This is a genomic window from Afipia sp. GAS231 (assembly GCF_900103365.1).
Taxonomy (GTDB): domain Bacteria; phylum Pseudomonadota; class Alphaproteobacteria; order Rhizobiales; family Xanthobacteraceae; genus Bradyrhizobium.
The window spans coordinates 2,309,343-2,322,467 of sequence record NZ_LT629703.1; the positions used below are offsets into that span (position 1 = coordinate 2,309,343).

At 63.6% G+C, this 13,125-nt stretch carries 9 protein-coding genes; 6 read left to right on the top strand and 3 right to left on the bottom strand.

Annotated features, from left to right (window positions below; translation table 11 throughout):
* Window positions 1-183 precede the first annotated feature (183 nt).
* Complete coding sequence (locus BLS26_RS10970; RefSeq protein WP_092510947.1) at window positions 184-1,938, top strand: hypothetical protein; 1,755 nt, start codon at window positions 184-186, stop codon at window positions 1,936-1,938.
* A 34-nt stretch (window positions 1,939-1,972) separates the two neighbouring features.
* The gene (locus BLS26_RS10975) at window positions 1,973-6,496 is read left to right on the top strand and encodes a hypothetical protein (RefSeq protein ID WP_092510949.1); all 4,524 of its coding nucleotides are present in this window, start codon (window positions 1,973-1,975) and stop codon (window positions 6,494-6,496) included.
* A gap of 20 nt (window positions 6,497-6,516) precedes the next feature.
* On the opposite strand, the gene BLS26_RS37105 is transcribed toward BLS26_RS10975, so the two are convergent.
* Window positions 6,517-7,104, bottom strand: coding sequence for a LysR family transcriptional regulator (locus BLS26_RS37105; RefSeq protein ID WP_092510950.1), 588 nt, complete (start codon window positions 7,102-7,104; stop codon window positions 6,517-6,519).
* Window positions 7,105-7,252: 148 nt separating this feature from the next.
* Here BLS26_RS37105 and BLS26_RS10985 point away from each other — a divergent pair, with 148 nt between their 5' ends.
* The 4 genes from BLS26_RS10985 (at window position 7,253) to BLS26_RS11000 (ending at window position 10,419) form a co-directional block, all read left to right on the top strand.
* Window positions 7,253-7,753: an L-2-amino-thiazoline-4-carboxylic acid hydrolase gene (locus BLS26_RS10985; protein ID WP_092510952.1), complete on the top strand. Its 501-nt coding sequence runs from the start codon at window positions 7,253-7,255 to the stop codon at window positions 7,751-7,753.
* A gap of 103 nt (window positions 7,754-7,856) precedes the next feature.
* On the top strand, window positions 7,857-8,960 hold the full coding sequence (locus tag BLS26_RS10990) for a hypothetical protein (protein WP_092510954.1): 1,104 nt from the start codon (window positions 7,857-7,859) through the stop codon (window positions 8,958-8,960).
* Entirely contained in the window at window positions 8,957-9,988 is a 1,032-nt protein-coding gene (locus BLS26_RS10995) for a phosphotransferase family protein (RefSeq protein WP_092510956.1), read from the top strand. The genes BLS26_RS10990 and BLS26_RS10995 overlap by 4 nt, the downstream gene beginning before the upstream one ends.
* Window positions 9,985-10,419, top strand: a complete 435-nt coding sequence (locus tag BLS26_RS11000; protein ID WP_092510958.1) for a hypothetical protein — start codon at window positions 9,985-9,987, stop codon at window positions 10,417-10,419. The genes BLS26_RS10995 and BLS26_RS11000 overlap by 4 nt, the downstream gene beginning before the upstream one ends.
* Before the next feature lie 86 nt (window positions 10,420-10,505).
* Here BLS26_RS11000 and BLS26_RS11005 read toward each other — a convergent pair whose 3' ends face one another.
* Window positions 10,506-12,164: an NAD(P)/FAD-dependent oxidoreductase gene (locus tag BLS26_RS11005; protein ID WP_092510960.1), complete on the bottom strand. Its 1,659-nt coding sequence runs from the start codon at window positions 12,162-12,164 to the stop codon at window positions 10,506-10,508.
* A gap of 131 nt (window positions 12,165-12,295) precedes the next feature.
* Entirely contained in the window at window positions 12,296-13,018 is a 723-nt protein-coding gene (locus BLS26_RS11010) for a gamma-glutamylcyclotransferase (protein ID WP_092510962.1), read from the bottom strand.
* Between the last annotated feature and the right edge of the window lie 107 nt (window positions 13,019-13,125).

A 13,125-nucleotide genomic window follows, 5' to 3' on the forward strand; every position in this document is an offset into this window, starting at 1 on the left:
CACCCGGCCCGCGGAACCCGGAAAAACCGACAGCCCTTGCCGCTCGCAGTTCCCCAACCTCAGCGTGCGGTCGAACCTGCCATCGCCCTGTCCTCGAACCGCGACCGCAGCGTTCAGAAATCGAAAAAAAAGCGTGAAAGTTGCGTTTTGTCGGCTATCATCGCGGCCGGGGATGGCTGCTAAATGCTGACGTGGACGTCGAAATATAAGCTTCGCCTTCTCGGGCCATTCAGCGTTGTGGACCCGGAAGGGCGCCGGATTGTAATTTCCAGCCGCAAGGGCGCGGCGCTGCTTGCCATGCTTGCCGTTTCCAAGGACGGCGAGCGCGCCCGTGGCTGGCTCCAGACACAACTGTGGGGTAGCCGTGAGCCGAAGGAGGCCAACGGCAGCCTGCGGCGCGAGTTATCGGATTTGCGCCAGCGTCTCAATCGCCCGTCCTGGACGCCGCTGATCTGCGAGCGGGACCGGGTACGGCTCGACCTCAACATCGTCAGCATCGACATTTTCGAACCCGACGATGAGGCTGGCGCCCACGGAACCGGTCAGGCAGGCGAGTTCCTCGAGGGAATCGACATTCCCGGCGAGGAAGCCTTTGAAGACTGGTTGCGCGAGCAACGCACTCGCTTAGCTGAGAACCCTCCGGCCAAGGCCGCACCCGCACCGCAGCCAGCTCCGGCCGCCGCCAGTTCCAAGCCCAGCCCCACTTGGCCGGGACAGCGCGCCAGCGATGGCCCCTCGCTGGCGGTCCTGAGCTTTGCAAACCTGACGGGCAATCCGGACGACGCCTATTTCGCCGAGGGTTTCAAGCAGGAATTGATCAACCGCCTGTCACGCGTGCGGTGGCTGGCGGTGATCGCCGGCGACTCCGGTGAGCCGCGAGGTTCGACCATCACCAGCCACGAAGCGCGAGGACTGGACGCCAAATATTTCCTCGACGGCTCGATCCGGACCGCGGCAGACCTGATGCGGATCGACGTCACGCTCTATGAGGGGGCGCGACTTCAGGCGGTCTGGTCCAAACGGATCGAGATCGCCCGATCGGTGATTGCGACGGCGTTCGACGAATGCCTGCAGGAGCTGGTGGCGCATCTCGGCGCCAAGATCGATCATGGCGAACGGTCAAGCGCGCGGGAACGGATGCCGTCGAACGCGAACGTCACTGATCTGCTGTGGCGCGGCCGTTGGCACCTCAATCGCCTGCAGCACACGGATTCGGATCAAGCGCAGGAGCTGTTCGCCAAGGCGCTCGCACTCGATCCTGATTCCCCGGAAGCCCTGATCAACGTTACCCATGGACTGGCCTGGGCGATCTGGACCGGTCGAGAGTCGGGGGATCGGGTGCAGGAAATGCGGCGGCTCGCCCAGCGCTCGATGCGCGCCGATCCATCCGACGGCCGGGCCTACTGGCTTGCCGGCACGGCGGAGACGTGGTTGCGGCACATGCAACCCGCGCTGGACCTGCTCTACCAGGCGGTCGAACTGACGCCGAGCCTCGCCATTGCGCACGCCCAGATCGGCTCGACCATGAACCTTTGCGGCAAGTCCGATCAGGCCGGCGGGCATCTCGAACTGGCGCGACGGCTCAGTCCGTTCGACGTGCACCTGTTCTTCGTTCTCGGCGAACTGGCCATGCGGTCCAGCCTGCTTGGCGAATACCGGGAAGCGATTGCCTATGCGGATCTGGCCATCGTTCGCCGGGATCAATATTGGTACGCCCATATGATCAAGATCGACGCACTTTTCAGGTTGGGCGAGACGCAGCAGGCCCAGGTGGCATTTGAAGAACTCCGGGCCGTCAGGCCGCGCTTTACCACCACGTATATTGACTGGATTCCATTTGAAGACCGCTCGGTGAACCATCGGTTTGCCGAGTCAGTCGCTTCGGTCGCGGCGGGCCGCACCCGGCTCGCGGCCGAAGGCGACCATTCACGACATTGAAGCGCCGGGATTATTTCAGAACGAAGGGGACGTTATGGGGGACGCGAAGGCGGCAGGGGGACTATTCGCCGGGTGGACGCTGAAATACAGGATCGACGCGGCAGGGACGATATCCGTCGACCAGACTGCATCCGACGACGATGCATTTGATTTTAACGACCTCGGCGCCGATCGATCCTGGTCGCCGTTCTTCCGGCGGCTTTGGCTGTGGTCGTTGCGGGTAGTGTTCGCTTTGTTCCGGATAGTGTGGCCGATCCCGAAGTTCGGCCGGCTGGTCATCATCACCCGCGACGCCGACGTGCGCGACGTGCTCAAGCAGCATGACATTTTCCGCGTGCCCTATGGCCCGGAGATGAAGGAGCTCGGCGGCGGTGCCGCGACGTTCGTGCTTGGTCTCGAAGGTGCCGAGCAGCAGCGTCAACACGAGCTCATTCGCGGCCTGATCGGCGAACAGGACGCGAAATGGCTGATCCAGCGGACACGGCAGATCGCCGATACGCTGCTCGATGCGTCCGAGGGGCGCATCGATGTCATGAAGGATCTCATCACCCGGGTAGCGTCCGAGACCTGCGCCGAATTCTTCGGGCTTGATGTCGACGACCGCGACGCCTTCGCCGAATGGTCGATGTCGATTTCGGCAGTGCTGTTCGCCGATCCGTTCGGCAAACCCGCAACCCGCAAGCTCGCTCTTGCCGGGGCATCGCGCGTCCGATCCGTGATCGATGCCGGCCTGGTCAGGCTTTCGATCAACCCCTCGCCTGCGCCGATCGAGGGACTGGGCAAGACGATCCTGCAACGTCTCCGCGACACCCACATTTCGGACGATGAGATCCGCGCCATCATGGTGGGCATGATCACCGGATTCATCCCGACCACGACGCTTGCGGCCGGCAACATCCTCGAGCAGCTGTTGCGGAAGCCGGACGGACTGGATGCGGTGGCCGCGGCAGCAAAGCAAGCCCGCAGCAGCGACGACCCGGCGGCGCGCGACCGGCTGGAGCAACTTCTGTTCGAGGCGGCACGGTTAAATCCGGCGCTCAACCCCGGACAGTGGCGCTATGCCGCGCAGGACGGCATCGTGACCACAGCGGGTTCACACCGGATTGCCGCCGGATCGGTCTTGCTGGTCGCGACCGCCTCAGCGATGCGCGACCACCAGTCGAAGGGCTATGAACTGGTGTTCGGATCCGGCGTTCATGCCTGCCTTGGCAAGACGCTTGCGATGGCGCAGATCACCGAGATCTTCGAATCGCTGCTGTCCAGGGACGAGGTGCGCGTCAGAAAGGACGCGTTGGGAAAGATCTACCGGGTCGGCGTGTTTCCCCGCCGCCTCGACATGGAGTTCAAGCCTGCCTTTGGATCGCAAATCCAGAGCATGGTCACCGTGCTGGCTCCGCTCACTGAGAAGGCCGACCTCAACGCGTGGCGTCACGCGATCGAAACTCTTGGCGCGCAGCCGCAGCCGAATATCCATGACGCACTCTGGCGCACGGACCTCATTCATTTCGCTTCGCTCAACGCCATCGATCTCGGGGATGCGAATGCCCCGGCGCCATACCTGCTGCTGGAAGTGAACGGCGACGGCAGTTGCGATGCGCTGATCGACGCGGTCGATGCTTCCGCAAGTCCATGGCTGCTCGGTCTGTTCCGCTCGGCCGCGAACGGTGACACGGCTCCCGTCGAGACCGGCACCGGGCCGGCGCTGGCCGAGTTGCTGAGAGCGAGCTCGATCGACCTCAAGGCGCGGCCATGGGGAAACACCGGGTTGTGCTTCTACGGCCTGCCCGGCCAGTCGATCGCAAGCATCCGGCAGCAGGAGGAACTGGCGAAATTCTGCCGCGATGCCGTCGGCTACTTCGTCCAGATTCACGCTGGCCTCGGCAGCCATGCCACGACCGCCCTGCAATTCGTTCGCCGCCTCATCCATGGCGATTCTGAACTGAGCGGAATGGGTGATCCAACCATGAAGGCGCTGGTGGCACGCGGCCCCGCATTCCAGCGCTATCTGGTGATCCCAAGCCGTCAGGAACCGCAGACACTCTGCTGGACGCGGCCGGACAGCCGTCTCGCCGCGGTGCTTTCCTCGCCGACGCTGCGCCCGATCTACATCCTGCTGGCGGTGATCGCCGTGATCGTCAGCGTATTGTGTTTCAAGTGGTACGACTTCTCCCTGTCCTTTGCAGCGGCGGACCTTCTGACCACCGCTGGGCAATGCGCCATCGCGCTGGTGGCCGGATGCATCGGCACCGCTACGCTGGTGGGCCTCATCGTCGGCGCATTCGCAGCACGACTGCATTGGGCCGACGTTAACGACAGGCCGGAAGATCTCGACCCCGATCTCGCCAAGGTTCGCGAGATCGCGAAACGCGAGAACGATCCCAACTGCGAGCAAAATCATTTTCTGTCGGTTTCGCCGCTCAAACCCGGCTGGTTCCGGAAACTCACGCTCGGTGTCGCGCTGTGGGCAATCGAACTCGTCGTCGCCAGAGCCTTCCGTCCCGGCTATATCGTCAACATGGGGACAATACATTTCGCGCGCTGGTTCCGGCCGCCGGGATCGGAACGCCTGGTATTTCTCTCCAACTACGACGGCAGCTGGGAGAGTTATCTCGAGGATTTCATCACCAAGGCCTATCTGGGCCAGAACGCGGCCTGGAGCAATGCCGTCGGTTTTCCGCGCACCAAATGGCTGACCGAGGACGGCGCGCAGGATGGCGATCGCTTCAAGCGCTGGGTGCGCCGCCAACAGCTGCCGTCGCAATTCTGGTTCCACCACTTCTCGCATCTCACCGCCGATCAGATACGCAACAACGCGGTGATCTCCTGGGAATTGGCGCGGGCGACCACGGACTCGCAGGCCCGCGCCTGGCTCAGCTATTTCGGCTCGATGCCGAAGACCGACACCGTGATCGAGACGCAGGAGGTGCAGTCCGTGGTGTTCCGCGGCTTCAAGCGGCTTCCTTTCATGAAGTTCGCGGCCATCCGCCTGCCCGACGATCGCGAGATCTGCGTCAAGTGGCTGACGTCGCTGGTGCCCGTCATCAATCCGCATAAACGCCGTGACCTCGCAGCGGAGCTCGGTCCTCTTGCGGTCACGTTCGGCGACCGGCCGCTGACCGGTGAAGGGGAGCATTCGGCAACCTGCGTCGCCTTTACCGCGGCGGGCCTGTCCTACCTCGGACTTCCGGACTGCGACGACGAAACCGGCTCGGTGGCGACATTCCCTGCCGCGTTCAATCTTGGAATGTCGTCGCGACAACGCATTCTCGGCGACTATGCCGACTCCGAACCGTCGTCATGGCGCTGGTCGGATGCCGTCAGCGACAAGGCGGTTCACGTCGCACTTCTTGTGTATGGAAAATCGCAGGCCGATTGCGACAGCCTGTTCGGTCTGCATCGCTCGAAGCTGGCCGGCGCAGGTCTTGCAGTCACCGAACTCAACACCCAGCCTACCGACAAGGGTATCAACTACGAGCACTTCGGCTTCCGCGACGGCATCTCGCAGCCGGTGATCAGCGGCACCCAGCGTTTTGCACGCGGCGCATCTCCCCGTGACATCATGGCGCCGGGCGAGTTCCTGCTCGGCTACAAGAGCAACCAGGGCTATTACCCGCCGACGCCTGTGGTCGCCCGCGAGAGTGACACCGGCAACCGGCTGGGATCCGTTCCGGCACCGGAAGACACCCGCTTCTCTGCCTTTCAGGATCCGCGCCCGCAGGCGCGCGACTTCGGACGGAACGGCAGCTTCCTGGCGATCCGGCAACTCGAACAGCACGTCGACAAGTTCCATGACTATGCCGAGCGTTGCGCCGAGAATTTGGTGGATGAGACGATGGGCCTGCTGCCGGATCTGATTGGCGGGCCGGTCACGTGGGATTGGGTCGAAGCCAAAATGATGGGGCGCTGGCATGACGGCGTGCCGCTGATCGACCGTCCGGTCGGACCCGCTCCGCCTGATGACGCCGCCAACACGGATGCCGGCGAAGCCGAGCGGGCCGACCCGCCCGACCGGCAAGCTCGCCATGAGAAGCGCATGCGGACGGATACCGACCTTAACTTCGGGGTCGATGACCCCCAGGGTCTCTTTTGTCCGTTCGGCGCACATATCCGCCGAACTAATCCGCGTGGCAGCCTGGCGCCGGGAGACGACTCGCAACTGATGATCACCAACCGGCATCGTCTTTTGCGGCGTGGCAGATCCTATCAGCAGGAAGGCGAAAAGGGACTTCTGTTCATCGGCCTGTGCGCCGATCTCGAGCGCCAGTTCGAGTTCATCCAGCAGTCGTGGCTGGGCTCTACCAGCTTTGCCGGGCTGACCAACGAACCGGACCCGATCATGTCGGTGAAGCCGCCGGGTGCATCCACGCGATTCACGATACCGACCTCGGCCGGTTCGTTGTCGCTACCGGGGGCCGAGAGCTTTGTGACGGTTCACGGTGGAGGCTATTTCTTCCTGCCCAGCCGGTCCGCGCTGATGTTCCTGGCGGAGTTCACCCAGCTTTGCCTCTCCAATCGAAAGCCGGCAAGCAGCGACACTGAGGTTCATGAAACCACATAGAGCCGGATGGCGATTTCGGCTCACGTCGCTTCCTGCAGGCGCCGGATCAGCCGGCGATGCTCACGGCATCCGGCAAGGCCGGGAAAGGTCAACAGCACGGCCGGCGTAGCGTCGGCGCCCGCCAGCACCAGGCGATCGACATGCAGACCGGGGTGCGAACCGCCGGCGGCGCGAAGCAGCATGTCGAGCTTGCCGTTCAACAGCTCGGCGAGATCGTCGGTGAGCTTCAGCATCACCGCGTCGTTGCCGACAGCGGCCTGACGCAGTTTGCGCGCCGCGGCGGTGGCCGGCTTCAGCAGCCGCGGCGCGACGCCCAACCGCAACTTGCGCCCGCGCAGCGCCGGCGCCGACTTTTCCGTCGCCCTGGAAATCAGATCGAAGGCCGAGGTAATCGACGGCAGATAGGCTTCGCCTTCCTCGGTCAGGATCAGGCTGCGCGGCAGCCGCCGGAACAGCGTGATGCCGAGCACGCCCTCGAGCGACTTCACCTGCTGGCTCACAGCGCCCGGCGTCACGCTAAGTTCGTCGGCGGCGCGCGTAAAACTCAGATGGCGCGCAGCCGCCTCGAAGGCGCGCAGGCCGTTGAGGGGTGGCAGTCGGTAACTCATGTTGGTTCCGGATATTAGGCCGTTTCGTCGACTGTCATGCATTAGATTTTCTGGGTCAATCGCTTAAATTATCTCGTTTGCCGCCGTGGCGCCGCCGGCAATATCCTGATCGGAAAAATGCTCAGCATCACAGCGCTGGAAAGATCCCATGACAAACGTACTCGACGACTACATGGTCGATGTCAGACTGTCGCTGCTGGATAAGACGCGGATCCAGGCCCAGGTGCTGGTACCGCTGCTGCGAGCCCTGCGCGCCGAACTCGGCCAGGAAAAAGCCGATGCGATCGCGCGGCAAGCCTTGCGCGACTGGTCGCAGCAGTTGTTCGCGATCGGCGACAGCCTCGAGGGCAGCCCGCGGCGCAAATGGGCGGCGATGCACACCGCGCTGGCCGACGTCACCGAGCGCGAGGTGACGGTGGAGATGGTCAGGCACGATGAGGAAGCGCTGGAATTCGATGTCACGCATTGCCGATTCGCGGCGTTCTTTCGCGCACTCGGCGAGCCCGAGCTCGGCGCATTGCTGGTCTGCGCGACCGATTTCGATATCGTCCAGGCTGCCGGCGGCGAAGTCAGCCTCGCGCGTGAGCAGACCCTGATGCAGGGCGCCCCGAGCTGCACGTTTCGCTATGGCTTCGCGCCGCGGTCGTGAACGGCGACCGGACGCCACCCTGCCCTTGCATTCAACTCCCGCCCCATTACTCTCCGCCTCCCAGAATGGCGAAAAACGCCACGGTTGACCGGGAGCGAAGACGTTGGCGCTGAGCAAGGGCGATGATTACCCGATCCACCAGACACCGGAGCCGGTGGCCTATGCGGGGACCGACCGCAATTTCTACGACCGCTATTTCTTCAACGGCTACTCGACGGAGCCCGGAAACACCGCGTTCTTCGCGGCGGCGTTCGGCGTCTATCCGCATCTGAACATCGCGGATGCCGCCTTTGTCGTGGTCCGCAACGGCGTCGAGACCGCGCTGCATGCCTCGCGCTGCCTCAACATGGAGCGGATGGACCTCGCCGTCGGCCCTATCACGATCGAGGTCGTCGAGCCCCTGCACAAATTGCGCGTGATCGTCGATGCACCGGACCATGGCCTATCCGCCGATATCGTGTTCACCGGCCGCAGCGCGCCGATCGAGGAGCCGCGCTTCATCCGGCGGATCGGCCCGCGCACGCTGATGGACTATACCAGGCTGACGCAGAACGGGCGTTATCAAGGCTGGATCGAACTCGACGGCGTTCGCGAACAGGTCGACGGTTTCGTCGGCACCCGCGACCGCTCGTGGGGCGTTCGCCCCGTCGGCGTTCGCGATCCGCAGGCGCTGGCGCCGGCGGCGCCGCCGCAATTCTTCTGGCTGTGGTCGCCGACCAATTTCGAGAACGCCAGTCTGTTTTTCCATTCCAACGACGACGCAGCCGGCCTGCCCTGGAACCGGCGTGCGGTCTGGGCGCCCGACAATGCTCCGCTGCGCGAGATCGAACACGCCACCGCACTGGTGAACTGGAAATCCGGGACGCGGCACGCGACATCGGCCACCGTCACGCTGGGGGAAGGTTCGCAACGGTTAGAAGCGACGTTCACGCCGGTCTACAATTTTTTCATGCTCGGCCTCGGCTATGGCCATCCCAATTGGGCGCATGGGCTCAACCATCGCGACCTCGCGGTCGAACGCGAAGACATCGTGCTTGATGATGTCGACGTGCGGCAACAACAACATCTACACATTCAGGCGCTGTGCGAGGTGAGCTGCCGCGATGCGCAAGGCCGCGTCCATCGCGGGCGCGGCGTGCTGGAGCAACTGGCGCTCGGCCCGCATGCGCCTTCCGGGTTCAAGTCCACGCTGGACTTCGCCCCATGAATGGGCCGACCTCGGGCGATGCGCTCGGCCGGCGGCTGGAGCACTATCTCTGCAAGTACTGGGGCGAGAGCGTCGCGGTGCGCGATCTCTCGCGGATTCCCGGCGGCGCCAGCCGCGAGACCTACCGCTTCGATGCGGAGGTCGGCGGTAAAATCAGGGGCATGATCCTGCGGCGCGATCCTGTCGGCGGGCTTATCGATACGGATCGGCAAACCGAATTCATGGCCTACCGGTCGTTCCACGGCAGCGTACCGGTGCCCGAACCGCTGGTGCTGGAAACCGAAGGCGGCGTGCTGGAGCGGCCGTTCTTCATCATGAGCCGGATCGACGGCGGCCAGGTGCCGTCGGTGATGAACCTCGAACCCTATGGCGAACATGCCGGCGCCATCGGCCGCGAATTGTTTGGGATTCTCGGGCGCATCGCCCGCCGCGACCCGGCGACACTGCCGATCAAGGATTGCTGCGCAGCCCCTGCCCCCGCCGATGGCTGGCGCGTGGCGCTGGACTACTGGAGCGCGGTGATCGTGCGCGACGAACGTCACCCGCAGCCGATCGTCCATGCCGCGATCCGGCGTCTGTATCGAAATCCGCCAAAGCCGGCACAAAAGATTTCCGTGGTCCATGGCGATTACCGCTCGGGCAACTTCATGCACGATGGACGCGGAAAGATAATCGCCGTGCTCGACTGGGAGATGGCGCATCTCGGCGACGCCGTCGAAGATCTCGCCTGGTGCTTCGACCCGATGTGGAGCCATTTCGACGAAACCCGCGTTGCCGGCACGATTAGCGAAGCGGAAGCGATCGCGATCTGGGAGCGCGAGAGCGGGCTGCGCGTCGATCCTTCGGTGCTGGCGTGGTGGAAACTGTTCAGCGCCGTGAAAGGCTGCGCGATCTGGACCACGTCAGCCAAGGAGTTCATCGCCAGCAACGATCTGGTGCTTGGATTTACCGGCACCTACACCGCGCGCCGGCACGACCGGATCATGGCGGACCTGTTGGCGCGGCTGGTCGAGGAGGGCTGGTCATGACGCCGACGGTGCCGGAACTGCTCAACGGCTGCGTGCTGACGCTGATGACGCCGCCGCGGGCGGAGGACGCCGGCCTGTTCTCGGCAGCGCGGCTTCGCCTGATCGCCCTCGTCAACAAATTGGTTGCGCTCGAAAGCGCCGACGGCGCCGCCGTGCGGGTATGGGAAAACGCAGCACTCCGCGCACTGATCACGGAAGCCGGCCCGAGGCATGGCTTCTTGCCCGGCGACGCGGCGGAAACATCCGACGGCGATTATTCGCTTGTCGCGCTTGATGCAGCCAACGCCCGGCTGCGCCGCCTGATCATTCGCCTGCATGAAGCCGCGGAACAGGCGGGTGACACCGAACTCGACCACAGGATTCTAGCGCTCTATGGCGAGATGGCGCGGCGACGCGAATTGCATCTGCCACCGGTCAAGCTGCCTTCGTAGGGTGGGTTAGCGTAGCGTAACCCACCAACTTCCTTCACCGCGGCAAGACTATGGTGGGTTACGGCTTCGCCTAACCCACCTACATGTTATTCCGCCGCGTTGGACCGCGCCTCGCTACCGAACACGATCCCCTCATACCCCTTCGCCGCGACATCGTTGATGGCGGCGACATATTTCGGCGTGCCGCCATTGTAGACGAAATAACGCACCTTGCCGTGCTCGTGGCCGGGAACGTTGGAGTTGTAGCCCGTGAACCACGACTTGGCTTTGCGCATCAGCATGATGGCGTACATCTTGGTAACGTGGGCGGTCCAGCGCTCCTGCGCCGCCAGCGTCGGATCGGCGCTGACATAACCGCGATTCCACATGTGCTGAAGCAGGTCCATGCACCAGTTGACGCCGTTCTCGATGCCGCGCGGGAAGTTGGTCGAGGCCGAGCCGCTCTGCGGGCCGGTCGGCATCAACAAATTCGGAAAGCCGTGCACGAGCATGCCGAGGAAGGTCGACGGACCGTCCCGCCATTTGTCGAACAGTTTCTCGCCACCGACGCCGCTGATGTCGATCTGATCGAACGCGCCGGTGATGGCGTCGAAGCCGGTGGAATAGACGACGACGTCGAATTCGTAGTCGCGCACACTGGTGCGCAGGCCGTTTTCGGTAATCCGTTCGATCGGCGTCTCGCTGATATCGACGAGATGCACATTGTCGCTGTTGTAGGCCTCGAAGTAGCGCGTCTCCAGCGGCACCCGCTGCACGCCAAAGCCGTGATCCTTCGGAATCAGTTTTTCCGCGGTCACGGGATCCTTCACCCGCCTGCGAATACGATCGGCGATGTAGGCGGAGAACTCGGCATTGGCCGCCTCGTCGGTAAAGATCTCGCGAAAGTTGCTCAGCCAGATGCCAAAGCCGGGTTCATCATAAAGCTTGTCCCACAGCGCCAGCCGCTCCTCGCGGGTGACTTCGTGGAAGCCGCGCCGATCAGGTTCATGCTCGAATCCGCCCGGGGTGCGCGAGCAGGCCGCAAAGATATCGTCATAGCGCACGCGGATGTCGGCCATCTCCGCGTTGGAGATCGGACTATTGTTGAGCGGCGCGCTCCAGTTCGGACGGCGCTGGAACACGGTTAATTCGCCGACCTTGTCGGCGATCTCGCCGATGATCTGAATGGCGGTGGCGCCGGTACCGATGACGGCGACCTTCTTGCCGGTCAGGTCGACGGGTTCATGCGGCCAGTAGAAGGTATGGAACGATCGTCCCTTGAAACTGTCCATCCCTTCCAGCCGGGGCGGCGTCGGCACCGACAGCAGTCCAACAGCCAGCACGACGAAACGGCAGATCAATTCGCTGCCATCGGCGAGCGCGAGGTGCCAAATATTTTGCGCCTCGTCGAACCGGGCCTTTTCGACCTTGCAGTTGAACCGCATGTATTTGCGTAAGCCAAATTTGTCTGCGACGTAATTCAGGTAGCGCAGATTTTCCGGCTGAGCCGAGAAGCGTTCCTTCCAGTGCCACTCCTCGAGCAATTCCTTCGAGAAGGAATAACCGTAAGTATAGCTTTCGGAATCGAAGCGCGCGCCGGGATAGCGGTTCCAGTACCAGGTGCCGCCGAGGTCGGGCGCGGCATCCAGCACCAGCGCGTCGATCCCGAGGTCGGCCAGCCGCTTGATCTGGTAAATGCCCGCCACGCCGGCGCCGATCACGATGACTTCGTGGTGCGATCCCTCACCCTTGTTCGTTTCGGCCATATTTCCGATCCCGGTTCTTTTTGGCGTGCTTTGCCCTCCACTATAGCAACTAATTCCGCGCCTGCACTTGCGTCAGGATGTCGGATCCCAGGGCATTCCGGGATGAGGAATTCGCCAGACGACCGGCCGCGTCAGGCAGCACTGATGCTGGCATGGAGTTGCGCGACATAGGGATCAACGATACCCAGCGCTTCCAGTTGCATCGCCAGTTGCACCAGATATTCGCGGTTGGTGCCGAGCACGCCCTTGCCGCGCGCGATGGTGGCCGCGGTCTCCGCGAACGGCAGTTCGCCGACATAGCTCGGATGCGCGGTGTTGGAGACAAAGGCCAGCGCCGTGATCGGCCCTTGCGGCGTCGTCATCGGTACCATCGCCGGCGCATAGCCGCCGCGCAGCATCTCGCGGCGCCACAGGATCGCCGACTCCGCATGCACGTCGGCAGCGGCGATACGGAACGCGAGGCCGCGGCAGCATCCTGGCTGCTGCTCAAGCGACAGCATCAGCGCCGGATGGTCGCGCGAGCCACGGCCGAGATCGATCCGGAGCGTGAAGCGGCGTTGATAGCCTTCGACGTCGGCGAGCCGGACTTCGGCGAAGTGAAAGCCGGGGTCCCACATCAGCGAACCGTAGGAGTAGATCCACAGGTCCTCGCCACTTTGGTGGTCGCCGAGCAGCGCCAGCCGGGACGCCTCGATCGCTTCATCCGACAGCCGCCAGCTTGCCGGCAATCCCGCAGCACGGGCACGGCTCTCCCACATCGCAAACATCTCCGGCGTCAGCCGCAGCAGCGATTGCGCCGGCTGCGTCACGCGGTCGCGCAGATCGGGCAGATGGATAAAGGCGTCCGCGGTCAAGCCAGCTCCTTTGCAAGATGCTTCTGGCGTCCGTAATGTGCCATTGTTGGCGCTTCCGGCCAATTCAAACCACGGCCCGTCCGGCATGATTTTAACTCACGGCAGGC